Origin of the sequence: Caballeronia sp. ATUFL_F2_KS9A (assembly GCF_023630765.1) — a bacterium.
Classification (GTDB): domain Bacteria; phylum Pseudomonadota; class Gammaproteobacteria; order Burkholderiales; family Burkholderiaceae; genus Caballeronia; species Caballeronia zhejiangensis.
In genome coordinates this window covers 23,270-40,493 of record NZ_JALQEK010000028.1, presented here as the reverse complement: position 1 = coordinate 40,493, position 17,224 = coordinate 23,270, and the positions used below count along the sequence as shown (strand labels likewise).

The following is a 17,224-nucleotide window of genomic DNA, read 5'->3' as shown; positions in this document are numbered from 1 at the left end:
CGGGGGGGGGGGGGGGGGACGAAAACCCCCCCCCCCCCCCCCCGGCCAAACAAAAACACCCCCCCCCCAACCGCGGCCCCCCCCAAAAAAAAACCTCACCCCCGCAACCGCCCCCCCAACCAAGCCCGCAACGCCTCAACCTCCTCCATACAAACCGAATGCGCCATAGGATAGGCATGCCATTCGACCTCACACCCTTGCCCGCGAGCGAATTCGCACGCCTGCTCACCGAGAGCCACATTGAGCACATCATCGAAGCTCCCATGCGCGGCAAAGATGGGAACCGATCGGTTCGCTTCGGAAAGCGATTCATCGATCAGCCCTTCGGAAGGAATGTAGCCCGACAGCACGATCAACCCAGCGAGCTTCTCAGGATGAGTGAGCCCCGCCTGATAGGTCATCGCACCGCCCTGCGAAAATCCCGCGATAAAAATGCGCTCACTGGGAATTCCCCGCGCGTTCTGCGCCTCGATAAGCGCCCGCACGCGCCCGACCGAAGCGACGATGCCCGCCTCGTCCACGCGCCGGTTGATGCCCTCGAACGACAGAATGTCGTACCACGCGCGCATCACATAGCCGTTATTCGCCGTCACGGCGATCTCCGGCGCGTTCGGAAACACGAAGCGGATCGCGGGCGCATCGGCGAGACGCAATTCGGGCACGAGCGGCACGAAGTCGTTGGCATCGGCGCCGAGGCCGTGCATCAGGATCACGGCGAATTCGGGATTCGGCGCGGTTTCGATCTCGATGGTTGAAGCTTGATCGGTCATTGCCCTTCACTCCTCGTCAGATGATGGGAACGAGAATCTGCACGATGCCCACGACCGACACCAGCCACACCAGCGAGCGCACGAACGGCACGCCGGCAGCGTAGAGCGGCACGTAGACCAGACGCGCGACGAAATACGCGAGCGCGCCATAGTGCGTGAGCGTGTTCTCGCGCCCCGTGACGTGCACGATCAGCACCGCAATGGCGAAAATCGGCAGCGTCTCGAACAGATTCGACTGCGCCCGCATCAGCCGTCCGGAAAGCTTGCTGGGCGGCGGCGTGGCGGCATCGCGCGGGCCGGCCTGGTATCTGATGCCGACTTCGCGGTTGCGCACGACCGCAGGGAGCAACACTTGCACCAGCGCGAGCACGAGCGTCCAGGCAAGCATCGTCAGTTCGAAACTCATGGCGTCTCCACAGTAAGAAATAGCCACGGCGGACCGCGCCCATGATGCCACCGCGATCCGCCAGCGTGTAGTCTTGAACGTGATCCCCTACGAGTCCTTCATCCATGCATGCGATGACCCTTCGTCTGTCGCCCGGCGACGATCTGCGCGCCGCGCTCGATCATGCCTTCCGCGCGCACGCGCTCTCCGCCGCGTTCGTCCTTCAGGGCATCGGCAGCCTGAACGTCGCGCGTCTGCGCTACGCGGGCCGCGACGAAGCCGTTGAATTGCGCGGCGATCTCGAAATCGTCACGCTCGCCGGCACGCTGTCAGCGCAAGGCCCGCACCTGCACATGAGCATCGCCGATGCCGATGGCCGCGTCTCCGGCGGCCACGTCACGCCGGGCTGCATCGTGCGGACGACGGCGGAGATCATCGTCGCGCATCTGCCCGGCGAACGTTACACGCGTGAGCACGATGCCGCGACGGGCTTCGCCGAACTCGTCATCCGGGCGACGTGACAGCATCCGTCGGTTGCGCGACGCCGAGCGCGAGATCGTGGCGCGCGATCATCTCGAATGCTTCGGTCGTCTCCGAATAGTCCCAGCGTTCGACCGTCGCGCGACGCCCGTCGCCATTGCCAACGCTTGCGTCGTGGCGGATCACGTTCACCGAATTGTCGATCGTGCCGCGCGTGCGCGACGACAGCGCCGTGCCCGCCTGCACCGCCCACATGCGGCGCGTGAGTCCCGCGAAGGTATCGTGCAGCGGCAACACGTAGGGCAGATGAATATGCCCGCCGAGAATCAGGTCCGCGCCCGCACGCGCCCAGCGCGGCACCGCGCGCTCGCGTCCGTGCAGCAGATTCTTTTCGTCCTGAGTGCGCGTGACGGCCACCGGCTGATGCGTGACCACGACGCGCAACTGCGCCGCGCTCGCCGCCTCCAGCCGCGCGGCGACGCGCCTCACCTGCTGCATCGACACTTCGCCGTCCTTGTGACGATACGCCCGCGTCGTGTTCACGCCGAGCACGAGCAGCCTCGCCGAATCGAACGCCGGTTCGAGATCGGCGCCGAACGCGCGCTGATGATTCGCGTACGGATAACACAGCCGCGCGAGCGGATCGAAAAGCGGAATGTCGTGATTGCCGGGGATGACGAGCGTCGGCGTCGCGCCGAGCGCATCGACGAACGCGCGCGCCGACGCGAACTGCCGCTTGCGCGCGCGCTGGGTGATATCGCCGGACAGCACGACGAGATCGGGAGCGAGTGCATCGGCGAGCCGCAGGAGCGCTGCGACCACCGGCGGCCGCTCGGTGCCGAAATGCGTATCGGAAATCTGCAACAGCAAGGTCATGAGCGATTGGCTTCGGCCACTGTCGGCTCAGGCTTGAGCAGGAAAAGCGGTTTGTCGGACACGCGAAATTCCAGCGGCATCTGCAGTTTCGCGACCTCGCCATCCGTCGCGATCTTGACGAGTCTGCGCTTCTTCGACGGATGCGTCACCGTGATGCGCTCGAACGTGAAGCTCACGACGTGATCGGAATCCGACAGACGCCCCGCCGCGCCGTGCAGCGACAGCCACAGATGCATGAGCCGTCCGACCGGCCGCGGCGCAATCGCGACGAGCAAGCCCTGTTCCAGCGCGCGCGCTTCGTCCGGCATGCCGATCTGCTCCATCTGCAGGCGGTTGTTGCCGACGAAGAGCGTCGACGAGCGAATTTCGGTCGTGCTGCCATCGTGATCGATATGCAAACGCAAATGGCGATGCGGCTTGAGCATCGTGGAAAGCGCCGACCAGAGCGCGACGAGCCGGCTGCGCCCGAATTGCCGCTTGTAGATTTCGCGATCTTCGAGCAAGCGCGGATAAAGCCCGAGGCTCGCGTTGACGAGAAACATGCGCGCGTTCACGAAGCCGACCTGCACCGGATAGGCGCGCGCGTCGAGCAGAAGTTTCGTCGATTGCTCGAGATCGGCGGGAATGCCGTGGTCGCGGCTGAAGTAGTTGAACGTGCCGCGCGGCAGCACGGCGAACGGGCAGCCGGCGTCGTGCGCCGCGTGCGCGACCGTGCAAAGCGTGCCGTCGCCGCCCGCGCCGACGAGCACGCCGCCCGCTTGGCACGCCGCCGCCGCGGTTTCGCGCGCGACGTCCGCGAGACCGCGCGGATCGTCGACGACGCGCAATTCGAAACGTCGCCCGGCCGCGCCGAGTTCGCTTTCGAGCAGGCTGCGGGTCGCGTCGGACTGACGGCGTCCCGAGCCCGCGTTCATCACGATGAAGAACGGCGCGTCGGCGGCGAGCGTTTTTGCGGTGTCGGCGGATGGAGATGCGGATGCGGCAGTCGGTGTCATCGGCGGCGCTCCCTCGATGCTCCGCGCGCGCGGATCGCGCACGACGAGCGTGGCTCCGCGCTCATAGGCGAAGCCTGCCGATTATAACGAAATGCTTACAGCCGGATCGCCGGCAATCAAGTGTGCTCGCCGCGAATGTAGTACTCGAGCTGCTGGATGGTGTACTGCTGCTCGGCCATGATGTTCTTCACCAGATCGCCGATGGAGATCATGCCGATGAGCTTGCCGTTGTCGATCACCGGCAAGTGACGCATGCGCTTGTCGGTCATGAGCGCCATGCAGTCGTCGGTGGTCTGGTCGGGGCGCACGTAGCGCACGTGCGACGTCATGATGTCGCGCACCGGCGTGTGCTTCGAGACGCGGTCCATCAGGACGACTTTGCGCGCATAGTCGCGCTCGGTCATGATGCCCACGATCTCGTCGCCTTCGGTGACGATCACCGCACCGATGTGCTTGTCGGCCATCAGCTTGATTGCATCGAAGACCGACGCCGTGGCTGGAACGGTAAAGACCGTCTGGTCGGGTTTCGAATTCAGAACCTGTGCGACTGTTGCCATCGAGCGCCTCCGTTATGAGCGGGGAACGTTGTTGCGCCTGGGCGACGGGTAATCTTGCGCCTGTATGCAGCGTAAAGCCTCGCGCGCGATGCCTTCATCGGCATTAACCCGACCATTCAAAAAAAGTATAGATCACCGGCGCCGCGCGAGACGTGCGCCGCGCGTTTCATCTCGCGCGTCGTCACGCGTGCCTTCAGTTTCGCCGATTAATGCCGCTAATCAGGCATCTGGTGGAAAGTGAAGCCACCGGCAAACACACGAAGGCATCGCTTAGAGGGAGAACGAGGTGAGCAGTTCACAACAGGATATCGAGCAGCGCGTGCGGCTCGCGGGCAGCAACATGTTCGAATTGCTTCTGTTCAGGCTCGGCGAGTCGCCGGGCTCGGAGCAACGGGAGCTGTACGGCATCAACGTGTTCAAGGTGCGCGAGATTCTCGCGATGCCGACGATCACCGCCGTCGCCGGTTCGAGCGAGGAGATTCTCGGCGTCGCGGATATCCGCGGCCAGATCATTCCCGTGATCGATCTCGCGCGCATCACCGGCTGCCGGCCGAAAAACGGTCCGAAAATTCTGCTCGTCACCGAATTCGCGCGCACGACGCAAGGCTTCGCGGTCGAGGAAGTCGACGACATCGTGCGGCTCGAGTGGAATCAGGTGCTGTCGGCGGAATCGCACTCGGGCGGCAAGACGGTGACGAGTTTCGCGCGGCTCGATGGCAACGTCGACGGCTCGCGGCTCGCGCAGGTGCTCGACGTCGAGCGCATCGTGCGTGATGTGCTGCCGTCGCAGGAAACGGATATCACCGAGGCCAACACCGGTCGGCTGCAGCTCAAGCCGGGCGCGCGCGTGCTTGCGGCAGACGATTCGGGCGTCGCGCGGGCGCTCATCGAGCAAAGTCTCACGGCGATGGGCGTGCCCTTCGTGATGACCAAAACCGGCCAGGAAGCGTGGGACGTACTGGAAGCGGCGCTCAGAAAGGCGGAGAAGGACGGCACCGAGGTCGCGGATCACATCGCGCTCGTGCTCACCGATCTGGAAATGCCCGAAATGGACGGTTTCACCCTCACGCGCCGCATCAAGGCGGAGACCGGGCTGATGCACATTCCGGTGGTGATTCACTCGTCGCTGTCGGGATCGGCGAATGAGCAGCACGTACGCAAGGTCGGTGCGAACGCGTATGTGTCGAAGTTCGAGGCGTCGGAGCTCGCGAACGTGATGCGCGGCGCGCTCGCGGCCTGAAACGCGTTCGGCGCGCGCAACGCAGACCTTTTGAGCCTGCGCGGCGCGCGCCGAATCAGTCTTTCAGCCTGTCGGCCCGGCGGATGAGCCGGGCTGGCCGAACCGGTTATTGACCGAAGAAGACGGACTGAGCCTTGTTGGCCGATTGCGTGCGGGTGCCCGACTGAGCCAGCGCGTCGCGCGAGCCGCCGAAAGCGGTCGTGCTCGTGCCGTTCGCGTTTTCTTCGGCGGCGATCGCTTGTGCGCTCGGACCTTGTTGCGACGTCGGCGCGCCGACAGCCGGACGGTAGAACGGAGCCGGACCGTAGCCGCTTGCAAAAGCGGGAGCGGCGAGCGTGGCGGTAGCGGCGATCAGAAGGGTAGCGAGAAGATTGCGTTTCATGGTGTGAGCTCCAAAGACGGTTGACGTTCAATCAGAAAGCGCCGCAGCGGTCTTGCGAGAAACTGTCTGCTACGTCGATGGAATGCAGTGTATACCCCTACTATCGCTTTTTTATCTCCATAAATTTCAATTCAGTTTTCGATATGGACCAACAATAGTTGGCCGCACGATCGTTCAAAATCGTCCTAAACGTCCGCCTGGCGGGCGATTGCGCGTGTTGACAAGCGGCGCGCTCGGCTGCTTCGTTTAGCGGGGAACGAACAATTATTTAGCGCACGAACGTGCGAATTTACCGCTAGCGCGAACGACATCCCGCGTTATCTCAGTGAACGAGCCGTCCGATCAGGCGGAGCAGTTCCGTGGGCGGGTTGCCCTTCTGGCAATAACCGTCGAATCCGGAATGCATGCCCTCCGCCCGCACGATGTCCTCACCGAGCGCCGTGAACGCGATGATCACCGCGTCGCGCGTGCGGGCGATACGGCGAAGCACGCGCGCGGTTGCGAAACCGTCGTGTTCCGGCATCGTGATATCGAGAATGACGATGTGCGGCACCCAGTTGTCGATCGTATGGAGTGCATCGACGCCGGACAACGCAAAACGCGTGTCGAAGCCCTCAGCTTCGAGCGCGGCGCAAAGCGCTTCGGCGCTATGGGCGTTGTCGTCGACGATGAGGATGCGCCACGAATCGCGGTCGACATCGACGTTGCGATTCGTCCAAAGCGCGCAATGAGGAGAATGCAAGTACAGGGGCATGGGCGTTCGACGGAAACATACGACTGCCCAACAGCATGTTTCGCGCCCGCCCGCCGCCAAGCTCAGGCGTCGCCGCTCTTCCGGCTTTTGCGACGCTTTCCCGACGCGCTTTCGCTCTCGCGCAGCCGCGCATTCGCCTCGACGAGCGATGCCGCGTCGCGCTGGCGCAACGCGACATCCAGTTCTCCGAGCGCCCCGAACAGCGCGGACTGCTCCGTCTCGTCGAGCGGCGCGCCGCCGGGTTCGGATACGCGCCGCGCTTCCTTGTCGAGCCGCTTGAGGAGCTTCGCGCCGAAGCGGGTATCGATCGCGCCTTCGCGCGCCAGTCCCGCAATCACCGACGCCAGGCGAACCAGCCCGTTCGCGGTGGTTTGCGTCGCCCCGTCCATGTCGTCATGGTCTTCCACTGCCTTCTCCCCAGTTTCGCGCGCGGCGCCTCGCGTGCGCCCGTCTTGCGTGGCGCGATGATACGCCGACAAAATGACAGTCATATTTGCACGGCGCACCGCGTTCGTGGCCATCGTTTCGCTCGCGTTCACGCGATACGATCGCGATCCGGGGCGCGACCGATGGCACACTAGCGCGTGGCGACGCGCATGCCAGAAGCGTCGGGGCCGCGTCATCCGCCGACACGCCGACATACTCAGAATGTAACCGAACGCCCGCATGAATCCCGCTACCCTGCAAAGACCGCCTTACGGCTCCGACTTTTCCGGCCTCGTCTGCGGTTTCCGATTTCATGCCGATCTGCCCGGCGTGCCGATCGATGCCGAAGCCGCAAGCGAATGGCTCGCCCGCGACGACACGCCCAAGGAATTCGTCTGGCTGCACTTCGATCTCGCGAACAGTTCGTGCGAACGGTGGATGCGCGGCCGCCTCGGCCTGCCCGACGCGTTCTTCGACACGCTCAACGAAGGCTCGCATTCGACGCGCATCGAGCATCAGGAAGGCGCGCTCCTCGCCGTCATCAACGATGTGATGTTCAACTTCGAGCTGACGCCCTCGGAGATCGCGACGCTGTGGGTCTACACGCATCAGAAGTTGATCGTGACGGCGCGGCTCAAGCCCTTGCGATCGGTCGATTCGCTGCGCGAGTCGGTTAGACGCGGCGAAATCTTCCGTTCGCCCGCCGAGTTGCTCGCGCATCTGCTGCGCGATCAGGCGGATCTGCTCGTGCATATCGTGCGGCGCACGAGCGTCGAGGTCGACGGCATCGAAGACCGTTTCCTGTCGATGCGCGGCGCCGCGACCCGCACCGATCTCGGCGGACTGCGGCGCGTGCTCGTCCGGCTGCAGCGCCTGCTCGCGCCCGAACCCGGCTCCGTGTTCCGGCTGCTCGCGCGGCCGCCGCGCTGGCTGCATTCGCAGGACATTCAGGACCTTCGCGACGCGACCGAAGAGTTCTCGCTCGTGCTCAACGATCTCGCCGGGCTCGTCGAGCGCATCAAGCTCCTGCAGGAAGAAGTCGCGACGCGCATGGACGAACAAAGCAACCGCACGCTCTTCACGCTGACGCTCGTGACCGTGCTCGCGCTGCCGATCAATATCGTCGCGGGTTTCTTCGGCATGAACGTCGGCGGCATTCCGCTCGCGGAAAATCACCACGGCTTCTGGCTGCTCGTGGCGATCGTCGCGACCTTCACCGCGCTCGCCGGATGGTGGGCGTTCCGGCGACGACGCGATATGTAGCCGGCCCCCGAAGTCAGCAGCCCAGGTCGCTCAGGCCCGGATGATCGTCGGGCCGGCGACCGAGCGGCCAATGATATTTGCGGTCCGCTTCCTTGATCGGCAGATCGTTGATCGAGGCGTGACGGTGAGTCATCAATCCCGCTTCGTTGAATTCCCAGTTTTCATTGCCGTAGCTGCGATACCAGTTGTTCGCGTCGTCGTGCCATTCGTACGCGAAACGCACCGCGATGCGATTGCCCGTGTACGCCCACAATTCCTTGATAAGCCGATAGTCGAGTTCGCGCGCCCATTTGCGACGCAGAAACGCGACGACTTCCTCACGCCCGTTCGCGAATTCGGCGCGATTGCGCCAGCGCGTGTCCACGCTATACGCGAGCGATACGCGCTCCGGATCGCGCGTGTTCCAGCCGTCTTCGGCGAGACGGACTTTCAGCTTGGCGGATGCTTCATCGAACGGCGGAAACGGCGGCTTGGATTCCATGGCGAGTCCTCTTTGCTCTAAGCGATGAGATGAGTAGACAGGTCTGTCTACCCGACGCACTCTAGCGCAGGTAGACGAACCTGTCTACAATCGATTGCATGAATACTTCCGCAATCTCCAGCGATTTCTCCGAGCTCGCGCCGGACGCGCGCATCCTGTACACCGCGCACGATCTCTTCTATCGCCATGGCATTCGCGCAACGGGCATCGATCGCGTGATCGCCGAATCGGGCGTCGCGAAGAAGACGTTCTATCGCTATTTCCCGAGCAAGGACGATCTGATCGTCGCGTTCCTCACGTTTCGTCACGATAACTGGATGGCATGGTTCCGCGACGCGCTCGCGCGCCACGGCGGAACGCTCAACGCGCTCGCGCCCGCGCTCGCCGAATGGTTCGGCAGCGAGAATTATCGTGGCTGCGCGTTCATCAATTCGGTCGTCGAAGTCGGCGCGACGCTGCCGCAGGCCATCGATATTTCACGTCGCCACAAGCGTGACATGACCGCGGCGATCCGCGCGCTGATGCCGGCTTCGCGCACCGCCAAAGCCGATGCCCAAGCGCTCGCGCTCGCCGTGGATGGCGCGATCGTCGCCGCGCAATTCGCCGATTCGCCCGCCGATGCATTGAAGGCGCTCGCACGCGTCGTCCGCGCGGTCCGGCGCGGCGCAGCCGAGTAGCGCGATGAACGGCTTCATGCCTGCGCGACCTGCATGGGCGCCATTGCGTGCTCGATCACATCGGCGAGCTTCGCGAAATTCGGCGCGATGTCATGATTCGGCACGCACGCGTAGCCAAGCATCAAACCGCGCAACGCCTCGTCGCGGTTCATGAAGTAATTGACCAGTGGGCGCGTGACGACGCCGGCCGCCAGCGCATCGGCGGCGACCGCGCGATCGTCGACGAACTGCGGCAGTTCGAGCACGAAATGCAGTCCGGCTTCGTCGCCGCGCACGGCGAGCGTATCGCCGAAACGCGCGCGGATCGCGTTGATCAGCAATTCGCGACGCTCGCCGTACAGTCCGCGCATGCGCCGCACATGCGACGTCAGATGCCCGTCGAGAATGAACTCGGTCAGCACCGCCTGCTGCATCAGTTGCCCTTCGCGATACAGTTCCGCCACGCCGATGCGAAACGTTTCGACAAGCTCCTCCGGCACGACCATGTAACCCATGCGCAAGCCGGGATAAAGCATCTTGCCGAGACTGCCGACATAGATCACCTGCCCCGCGTCGTCGAGTCCCTGCAACGACGAAAGCGGCCGGCTGCCGTAGCGGAACTCGCTGTCGTAATCGTCCTCGATGATCCACACCTTGTGCTGGCGCGCGAACTCGAGCAGCGCGCGACGCCGCGCGAGACTCATCACCATGCCGAGCGGATATTGATGCGACGGCGTCACGAGCGCGATCCGCGGCGGCTCGGTCATGTCGCGCGCGGCCGGATTGAGCCCTTCCTCGTCGACGGGAATCGGCACGAGCGTCAGCCCCGACGATTGCAGCACGCTGCGCGCGCCCCAGTAGCACGGCTCCTCGACCCACGCGCGATCGCCGAAATCGGTGAGCAGGCGCACGGCGAGATCGATCGACTGATGAATGCCGGTCGTGATGATGATCTGGTCCGGCTGACACTTCACGGAGCGCGCGACGCGCAAATAATCCGACAACGCGCGCCGCAGCGGACGATAGCCGCCGCCCGGCGCATACGTCAGCAGATCGGGGTTCGCGCGCTTCCATAGACGCGCCTGCAAGCGGCTCCATGTGCGTGCCGGAAACTCGGCGACGTCCGGCACGCCGGGCATGAACGCGCCCCACTGTTTCGGCGACACGCCCGCCTGCGCGATCAGGCGCTCGCCGCGCCGCGAGATCGTGCACGACGCCTTCGTTTCCTCGGCTTTCGCTTTCTTCGCGACGCCATCGCGCGGCGCGGTGTCGGCGACATACGTGCCGCTGCCGGTCGTCGAATTCACATAGCCTTCGGCCGTGAGCTGATCGTAGACATGCAGGACGGTATTGCGCGCGATGCCGAGATCGATCGCGAGCGTGCGCGAACTCGGCAACTTCGTGCCCGGCGCGAGCTGGCTCGTGAGAATGGCCTGCTGCATCAGTTCGAGCACTTGCCGGTACATCGGCTCGGCGGCCGTGCGATCGAGCCGCGCGCTCAGCCAGTCGGCCAGGATGATCGTATCCACGGTATCTCCCATCGCATGAAAACCACTATTCCGGTCACCCTCAAGTGGTTCTATTTTGAATATTGAAATGGCTCCACATTGTAGAACCGTGGCGGGCTATAGTTATCGCAGGTAGTGGAAATAATTTCCGCACGTCGGCAGCCGTCCGGCAGTCAGCAACAGGGTTTTTCCGAAGGAGACACGGACAGATGAAATCCGATCAGGTGATCGTCAGTTTTCGCGGCGTTCGAAAGACGTACGACGGCGAAACGCTCGTCGTCAAATCGCTCGATCTCGACATCTATCAGGGCGAATTTCTCACGCTGCTCGGGCCATCTGGCTCGGGCAAGACGACCTGTCTCATGATGCTCGCCGGCTTCGAGTTCCCGACCGGCGGCGAGATCTGGCTCGACGGCAAGTTGCTCAACAAAGTGCCGCCGCACAAGCGCGACATCGGCATGGTGTTTCAGAACTACGCGCTCTTTCCGCATCTTTCGGTGCAGCAGAACGTCGAATATCCGCTGACCGTTCGGAAGATGTCCGCCGAAGAGCGCGCGCATCGCGTGAACAACGCGCTCAAGATGGTTCGCATGGAGAGCTTCGCGAAGCGTTATCCGGCGCAGCTTTCCGGCGGGCAGCAGCAGCGTATCGCGCTCGCCCGCGCGCTCGTGTTCGAACCCAAGCTCGTGCTGATGGACGAACCCCTCGGCGCGCTCGACAAGCAGTTGCGCGAGCACATGCAGATCGAACTCAAGGCGCTGCACGAGAAGCTCGGCGTCACGTTCGTCTACGTCACGCACGATCAGGGCGAAGCGCTCACCATGTCCGACCGCGTCGCCGTATTCGACAAGGGCATCGTGCAGCAGCTCGACACCGTCGATCATCTGTATGAAGCGCCGTGCAACGAGTTCGTCGCGAACTTCATCGGCGACAGTAACCGGCTGCGCGGGACCATCGAACAGATTCAGGGCGAGTTCTGCGAGATCCGTTTAGCCGACGGCACGCGCGTGTCCGGGCTCAATGTCGCGAACGCGAAGCCCGGCGCGGAAGCGATTGCGTGCATCCGGCCCGAACGCATGAAGCTCACGGATCTCACGCAAGGCAACGGCCATGCGAACGGCAACATCAACGCGCTGTCCGGCGAAGCGAAAAGCCTCATCTATTTCGGCGACCACGTTCGCATGCGCTGCGGCGTGCGCGAACAGGACGAATGCTTCGTCAAGGTGCCGCTCGGCACGCCCGCGCTCGACGGCTTCACGCCCGGCGCGCCCGTCGCGCTCGAATTCGCGCCCGAGCATCTGCGCGTGTTCGCCTGAACTTCCCAACCGTAGGTCCACTGACAAAACCAAGTCGAAGAAGAGAGGAAACCATCATGAAGAAGTTCGCTTTGTGTTCCATGGCGGCGGCGCTCGCATGCGCGTCGGCAGTGTCGGGCGCGGCGGAAATCACCGTCGTCAACTTCGGCGGCGCGAACGGCGACGCGCAGAAAGTCGCGTTCAACCAGCCCTTCGAGCAGTCGTCTAAGAACAAGGTCACGGCCGTCGAATACAACGGCGAGCAGGCCAAGGTCAAGGCGATGGTCGAAGCGAAGCACGTCAACTGGGACGTCGTCGAAGTGGAATCCGGCGATCTCGGCCGCGGCTGCGACGAAGGTCTCTATGAAAAGCTCGACTGGTCGAAGATCGCGAAGAAATCCGATCTCGTGCCCGAATCGCCGCAAACCTGCGGCGTCGGCTTCTTCGTGTGGTCCACCGCGCTCGCCTACAACGGCGACAAGCTGAAGACCGCTCCGGCCGGCTGGGCGGACTTCTGGGACACGAAGAAATTCCCCGGCAAGCGTGGCATGCGCAAGGGCGCGCGCTACAACCTCGAATTCGCGCTGATGGCCGACGGCGTCGCGCCGAAGGACGTCTACAAGGTGCTCGGCACCAAGGCGGGCGCGGATCGCGCATTCAAGAAGCTCGACGAACTCAAGCCGTCGATTCAGTGGTGGGAAGCGGGCGCGCAGCCGCCGCAATTCCTCGTCGCGGGCGATGTCGTGATGTCCACCGCGTACAACGGCCGTATCGACGCTGCGCGCAAGGAAGGCAAGAACCTGAAGGTCGTCTGGAACGGCAGCATCTACGACCTCGACTACTGGGCGATTCCGAAGGGCTCGCCGAACAAGGACGTCGCGCAGCAGTTCATCGCGTATTCGGTGTCGCAGAAGCCGCAGGAAACCTATGCGAAGAACATCGCGTACGGCCCGGTGAACAAGGCCGCGATCGCCGCGCTCGACGCGAAGACCAAGGCCGACATGCCGAACTCGCCTGAGAACGCGAAGAACGCCGTGCTGCAGGACATGGCGTTCTGGACCGATCACGGGGACGAGCTCGAGCAGCGCTTTACCGCGTGGGCGTCGAAGTAAGCACTGGCTGGCGCGACGGTCGCGCGTCGCCAGGAGGCGCGACCGTCAAGAAGGAGACACAAGCGTGAACACCATGACGATCCCCGCGGAAGAATCGCGCGAATCGAGCGCGCGTCTGAAGCGCGAACTGAAGATCGCCGATGCGAAAAAGCGCGCGATGGCGCTCGCGCTGATCGCGCCGCTCGCCATCTTCCTGTTTCTGATTTTCGTCGTGCCGATCGGCGCGCTGCTCACACGCGCCATCGAAAATCCCGAAGTGGCCAATGCGCTGCCGCACACCGGCGCCGCGCTCGCGAAATGGGACCGCAAGACGCCGCCATCGGATGAAGCGTATGCCGCGCTCGCGCAGGATTTGACCGCGATTTCCGAAGGCGAATCGATGGGCGCCCTCGCCCGCCGGCTGAACACCGAGATTCCGGGCTACCGCTCGCTCGTCGCGAAGACCGCGCGCGCGATGCCGCTCACCGGCGACGACGGCAAGCCACTGCCCGCCGCGCAGATCAAGTCGAAGATCGTCGAACTCGACGAGCGCTGGAACGATCCCGCCTATTGGCAGGCGATCGCGAAAAACGCCGGCCGCTATTCGCCGTTCTATGTCCTCGCGTCGCTGGATCACAAGCAGGACGGCTTCGGCAATATCGTCCATGCGGACCCGGATCAATCGATTTATCTGAAGGTATTCGGCCGCACGTTCGTGATCGGCGTCGGCGTGACGCTGTTTGCCTTGCTGCTCGGCTATCCGCTCGCGTACTGGATTTCGACGCTGCCCGAACGCCGCGCCAACCTCGTGATGGTGCTCGTGCTGATCCCGTTCTGGACGTCGGTACTGGTGCGTGTCGCCGCGTGGATCGTGCTGCTGCAAAGCGAGGGCCTCGTGAACACGGCGCTGATCGGCGCGGGACTGATCGGCTCGCCGCTCGCGCTGCTGTTCAATCGTGTCGGCGTGTATATCTCGATGACGCATATCCTGCTGCCGTTCATGATCCTGCCGCTCTACAGCGTCATGAAATCCGTGCCGCCGACGTATCAGCGCGCGGCCGTGTCGCTCGGCAGTCATCCGTTCGCCGCGTTCTGGCGCGTGTACGTGCCGCAGACGTATCCGGGCATCGGCGCGGGCGTGCTGCTCGTGTTCATTCTCGCCATCGGCTATTACATCACGCCGGCGCTCCTCGGCGGGCCGAACGATCAGATGGTCAGCTATTACATCGCCTACTTCACCAACGTAACGATCAACTGGGGCATGGCGTGCGCGCTCGGCGCGCTGCTGCTCGCCGCGACGCTGCTGCTCTACGTGGTCTACGGCCGCTTCACGCGCGCGAACGTGAGCCTGGGGTAAAGAAGATGAAACTCGCCAAACCGATGTTCGCGCCGCACACGTCCGCGATCGAGCGCATCTGGTATTTCGCGCTGCGCATCCTGTGCGTGCTGACGCTCCTGTATCTGATCCTGCCTGTGCTTGCAATCGTGCCGCTGTCGTTCTCGTCGAGCACGTTCCTCGTCTATCCGATTCCCGGCTGGTCGATGCGCTGGTATCACAACCTCGTCATGTCGCAGGAATGGCGCATGGCGGCGAAGAACAGCTTCATCGTTGCACCTTCGGCAACGCTCGTCGCGACGATCCTCGGCACGCTCGCCGCGGTCGGACTGACGAAGGCGAATTTCATCGGCAAGAGCGTGCTGATGGCCGTGCTCATCTCGCCGATGATCGTGCCGGTGATCGTCGTCGGCGTCGGCATGTATCTGTTTTTTGCACCGCTCGGCATCGCGAACACGTATTTCGGGCTGATTCTGGCGCACGCGGCGCTCGGCGTGCCCTTCGTCGTGACGACCGTCGGCGCGACGTTGCAGAACTTCAACCACAATCTCGTGCGCGCGAGTCAGTCGCTCGGCGCGAGCCCGCTCAAGACGTTCTTCCGCGTGACGCTGCCGGTCATCGCGCCGGGCGTGATTTCGGGCGCGCTGTTCGCGTTCGCCACTTCGTTCGACGAAGTCGTGGTCACGCTCTTTCTCGCCGGCGCCGACCAGACGACGCTGCCACGGCAGATGTTCACCGGCATCCGCGAAAATATCAGCCCGACGATAGCGGCGCTCGCAACGATTCTCATCGTGTTCTCGACGAGCCTGCTGCTCGCGTTGGAGTGGCTGCGAGGCCGCGCGGCGGCGCGCGCCGTCGCGTAAATTGGCCGGTCCGCGACGCGCATCGCGGACTATGCGAAGGGCCCATCCCGCGAGGCTCCGATCGGGCCTCGCTGTCGCTCTCGCATCCGCGCCAGGTGCTCTTGCCGTACAAATCGCGCAAAACCCTCGCGAACGAGGGAGATTCCGATCGATTTTTCGGTCTGCACCGGCCCGCGAGCGAGCTTACGAATCTCTTAAACGCCCGCCCACCAAGGCGCGACGAAGGGTCGCTTGTGTTGCCGCCCGATTATTCGCAGCAACGGGATAGTGTATTCACTGATGCGGTATTTATCGGAATATGCTTAATGACGTACGTTCTAGGTCGAGTCAAAGCCTGGAACAATGCCATGACAGCTTTTACGAAAAGAGCGGACCCGTGGTCACAGACGGTTCACCTGCTCGAGGCGATGCCCACGGAGATCGCCCGCACCGCGCCTTCCCAGAAATCCGCCCGCGCGGAGAGCGCGTTTCTCGAACGCCTGACGCGCGACTGGAATCGCACGCATCCGCATCATTCGAATGATCGGCTGCCGTTTCCGCAAGCCATCGTGCGCGTGATCGAGCGCCCGAGCAGCGCGACGGCGCTCGTGTACTGGTCCGATCCCGGTACGTGCCACTACGGCTATCAGGGCTGGCGCGCAACCACGGCGACGGCCGAAGGCGTGTGCTCGCTATCGGGAATGCCGATTCATCGCGGGGATCAGGTTTATCGGCCGTCGCAGCGCGATCCGAAGCCGCAAAACGCATCCGCGATGATTCTGGCCGCCGCGATGCCCAAAGACGCCGAGCAAATGGAAGTCGATTTGCACGGCTGACGGCGTTCAATATCCGATGGTGATGCGCTGTTTGATGTGCGATTCGCGTTCGAACTCGTTCAGAAACGCGATCGCGTAATCATCGAACGAAATCCAGCTACGGCCGCTGCCGTCGACGAGCAATTCGTCGACGCCGAGCCGGAATTTCTGCGTCCGCGGACCCGGTACGAATTCCGCCGACGGCGAGATGAACGTCCAGTCGACGTCGCGTTCGCGCCGCAACGCGTCGAGAAATGCCGCGCCCGCCGTAGCTTCCGGTTTGTACGGCGGGGGGAAATCGGGCAAATCGAGCACGCGCTGGCCGGGCGCCGCGTACAGGCTGCCCGCGCCGCCCACGACCAGCAGGCGCCGCACGCCCGCCCGCTTCACCGGCTCCACGATGGCCGGCTCGGAGACCGTGGCGAAGCGCGTCGCGCTGAACACGGCGTCGTGTCCGGCGAGCGCGGCGGCGAGCGCGTCGGCATCGAGGGCATCGACGTTCAGCGGAGTGAGGCCATCGCGCTGCGCGAGCCCGGACGTATCGCGCGCGATCGCCGTGACCGTGTGTCCGCGGCGCAACGATTCTTCTACCAGACGGCTGCCGACATTGCCCGTCGCCCCGATGATCGCGATTCTGCTCATTGCCACTTTCTCCTTTGCATGTGCGGCAGGCGCGCCGGCGTGATCCGACCGCGCGGTTGATGATAGAGCGAAATAACCGGCGCCACAGCCGACGCTTTCGATGGAGTTTGTTTCCGGAGAATACCGATTAGTAGAATCGAATAGCGTGCGGCGATGATTAAAAACTTACCTGATAAACATGGACTCATGCAATTTCCGGGCCGAATTCACGAGGCGGGCGCAATATCGGCATGCGATCGTCATAATGAAACGGCGCTTTCGGAGGCGCGCCGCACCATTAAACTAGAGGCCCCGCACTCTTTCGAGATGCGCGACAGCGGCGATTACCGGCGCGCCGCCCGCAGCAGTTTCGGAGCGAGTTTCCAAATCGAAGTCGCCAAAATGTCATGACATTGGTTTATATTGCAGTTCCTCGCCGCTCCATTACCGG

General features: G+C 63.6%; 21 protein-coding genes. 10 read left to right on the top strand and 11 right to left on the bottom strand.

Annotation, left to right across the window (positions count from 1 at the left end):
• Positions 1-95: 95 nt before the first annotated feature.
• Together NCS67_RS15675 and NCS67_RS15670 are read right to left on the bottom strand one after the other, a co-directional pair.
• Positions 96-770: an alpha/beta hydrolase gene (locus tag NCS67_RS15675; RefSeq protein ID WP_008353612.1), complete on the bottom strand. Its 675-nt coding sequence runs from the start codon at positions 768-770 to the stop codon at positions 96-98.
• Positions 771-786: 16 nt separating this feature from the next.
• The gene (locus NCS67_RS15670) at positions 787-1,176 is read right to left on the bottom strand and encodes an MAPEG family protein (protein WP_008353613.1); all 390 of its coding nucleotides are present in this window, start codon (positions 1,174-1,176) and stop codon (positions 787-789) included.
• Between the two features lie 104 nt (positions 1,177-1,280).
• Between NCS67_RS15670 and NCS67_RS15665 the strand changes: the two genes are divergently transcribed.
• Positions 1,281-1,676 carry a PPC domain-containing DNA-binding protein gene (locus tag NCS67_RS15665; RefSeq protein ID WP_008353614.1) on the top strand — a complete coding sequence of 132 codons (396 nt, stop codon included), beginning with the start codon at positions 1,281-1,283 and terminating at the stop codon, positions 1,674-1,676.
• Here the strand turns inward: NCS67_RS15665 and NCS67_RS15660 are convergent.
• From NCS67_RS15660 to NCS67_RS15650, 3 genes are all read right to left on the bottom strand, one after another.
• Complete coding sequence (locus NCS67_RS15660) at positions 1,660-2,511, bottom strand: metallophosphoesterase family protein (RefSeq protein ID WP_250435653.1); 852 nt, start codon at positions 2,509-2,511, stop codon at positions 1,660-1,662. The genes NCS67_RS15665 and NCS67_RS15660 overlap by 17 nt on opposite strands.
• Positions 2,508-3,506 (bottom strand): diacylglycerol/lipid kinase family protein, encoded by a 999-nt coding sequence (locus tag NCS67_RS15655; protein WP_033537147.1) that lies wholly within the window; start codon positions 3,504-3,506, stop codon positions 2,508-2,510. The genes NCS67_RS15660 and NCS67_RS15655 overlap by 4 nt, the downstream gene beginning before the upstream one ends.
• Before the next feature lie 116 nt (positions 3,507-3,622).
• Positions 3,623-4,063, bottom strand: a complete 441-nt coding sequence (locus NCS67_RS15650) for a CBS domain-containing protein (protein ID WP_175979204.1) — start codon at positions 4,061-4,063, stop codon at positions 3,623-3,625.
• A 286-nt stretch (positions 4,064-4,349) separates the two neighbouring features.
• Here NCS67_RS15650 and NCS67_RS15645 point away from each other — a divergent pair, with 286 nt between their 5' ends.
• The gene (locus NCS67_RS15645; protein ID WP_008353618.1) at positions 4,350-5,303 is read left to right on the top strand and encodes a chemotaxis protein; all 954 of its coding nucleotides are present in this window, start codon (positions 4,350-4,352) and stop codon (positions 5,301-5,303) included.
• A gap of 106 nt (positions 5,304-5,409) precedes the next feature.
• Here the strand turns inward: NCS67_RS15645 and NCS67_RS15640 are convergent, their stop codons facing one another.
• The 3 genes from NCS67_RS15640 to NCS67_RS15630 form a co-directional block, all read right to left on the bottom strand.
• Complete coding sequence (locus NCS67_RS15640) at positions 5,410-5,685, bottom strand: hypothetical protein (RefSeq protein ID WP_008353619.1); 276 nt, start codon at positions 5,683-5,685, stop codon at positions 5,410-5,412.
• Positions 5,686-6,007: 322 nt separating this feature from the next.
• Positions 6,008-6,439 (bottom strand): response regulator, encoded by a 432-nt coding sequence (locus tag NCS67_RS15635; protein ID WP_250435652.1) that lies wholly within the window; start codon positions 6,437-6,439, stop codon positions 6,008-6,010.
• Positions 6,440-6,501: 62 nt separating this feature from the next.
• On the bottom strand, positions 6,502-6,846 hold the full coding sequence (locus NCS67_RS15630) for a hypothetical protein (RefSeq protein WP_033537148.1): 345 nt from the start codon (positions 6,844-6,846) through the stop codon (positions 6,502-6,504).
• A 259-nt stretch (positions 6,847-7,105) separates the two neighbouring features.
• Here NCS67_RS15630 and NCS67_RS15625 point away from each other — a divergent pair, with 259 nt between their 5' ends.
• Entirely contained in the window at positions 7,106-8,128 is a 1,023-nt protein-coding gene (locus NCS67_RS15625; RefSeq protein ID WP_008353624.1) for a transporter, read from the top strand.
• A gap of 13 nt (positions 8,129-8,141) precedes the next feature.
• Here NCS67_RS15625 and NCS67_RS15620 read toward each other — a convergent pair whose 3' ends face one another.
• Complete coding sequence (locus tag NCS67_RS15620) at positions 8,142-8,609, bottom strand: nuclear transport factor 2 family protein (protein WP_250435651.1); 468 nt, start codon at positions 8,607-8,609, stop codon at positions 8,142-8,144.
• Between the two features lie 98 nt (positions 8,610-8,707).
• Between NCS67_RS15620 and NCS67_RS15615 the strand changes: the two genes are divergently transcribed.
• A complete protein-coding gene (locus tag NCS67_RS15615; protein WP_250435650.1) occupies positions 8,708-9,286 on the top strand; it encodes a TetR/AcrR family transcriptional regulator in 579 nt (192 codons plus the stop codon).
• A 14-nt stretch (positions 9,287-9,300) separates the two neighbouring features.
• Here NCS67_RS15615 and pdxR read toward each other — a convergent pair whose 3' ends face one another.
• A complete protein-coding gene (gene pdxR, locus NCS67_RS15610; RefSeq protein ID WP_034471872.1) occupies positions 9,301-10,794 on the bottom strand; it encodes a MocR-like pyridoxine biosynthesis transcription factor PdxR in 1,494 nt (497 codons plus the stop codon).
• 188 nt (positions 10,795-10,982) lie between these two features.
• On the opposite strand from pdxR, the gene NCS67_RS15605 reads away from it, so the two are divergent.
• The 5 genes from NCS67_RS15605 to NCS67_RS15585 all read left to right on the top strand — a co-directional run bounded on the left by NCS67_RS15605 (position 10,983) and on the right by NCS67_RS15585 (position 16,173).
• On the top strand, positions 10,983-12,089 hold the full coding sequence (locus NCS67_RS15605) for an ABC transporter ATP-binding protein (RefSeq protein WP_008353628.1): 1,107 nt from the start codon (positions 10,983-10,985) through the stop codon (positions 12,087-12,089).
• Between the two features lie 56 nt (positions 12,090-12,145).
• Positions 12,146-13,180 (top strand): ABC transporter substrate-binding protein, encoded by a 1,035-nt coding sequence (locus tag NCS67_RS15600; protein ID WP_409017527.1) that lies wholly within the window; start codon positions 12,146-12,148, stop codon positions 13,178-13,180.
• A 64-nt stretch (positions 13,181-13,244) separates the two neighbouring features.
• The gene (locus NCS67_RS15595) at positions 13,245-14,516 is read left to right on the top strand and encodes an ABC transporter permease (RefSeq protein WP_250435649.1); all 1,272 of its coding nucleotides are present in this window, start codon (positions 13,245-13,247) and stop codon (positions 14,514-14,516) included.
• Between the two features lie 5 nt (positions 14,517-14,521).
• Positions 14,522-15,358 carry an ABC transporter permease gene (locus NCS67_RS15590; protein WP_008353631.1) on the top strand — a complete coding sequence of 279 codons (837 nt, stop codon included), beginning with the start codon at positions 14,522-14,524 and terminating at the stop codon, positions 15,356-15,358.
• A gap of 347 nt (positions 15,359-15,705) precedes the next feature.
• Complete coding sequence (locus NCS67_RS15585; RefSeq protein WP_250435648.1) at positions 15,706-16,173, top strand: DUF3331 domain-containing protein; 468 nt, start codon at positions 15,706-15,708, stop codon at positions 16,171-16,173.
• Positions 16,174-16,179: 6 nt separating this feature from the next.
• Here NCS67_RS15585 and NCS67_RS15580 read toward each other — a convergent pair whose 3' ends face one another.
• A complete protein-coding gene (locus tag NCS67_RS15580; RefSeq protein ID WP_250435647.1) occupies positions 16,180-16,794 on the bottom strand; it encodes an NAD(P)-dependent oxidoreductase in 615 nt (204 codons plus the stop codon).
• 153 nt (positions 16,795-16,947) lie between these two features.
• On the opposite strand from NCS67_RS15580, the gene NCS67_RS15575 reads away from it, so the two are divergent.
• On the top strand, positions 16,948-17,184 hold the full coding sequence (locus NCS67_RS15575) for a hypothetical protein (protein ID WP_250435646.1): 237 nt from the start codon (positions 16,948-16,950) through the stop codon (positions 17,182-17,184).
• Positions 17,185-17,224 lie beyond the last annotated feature (40 nt).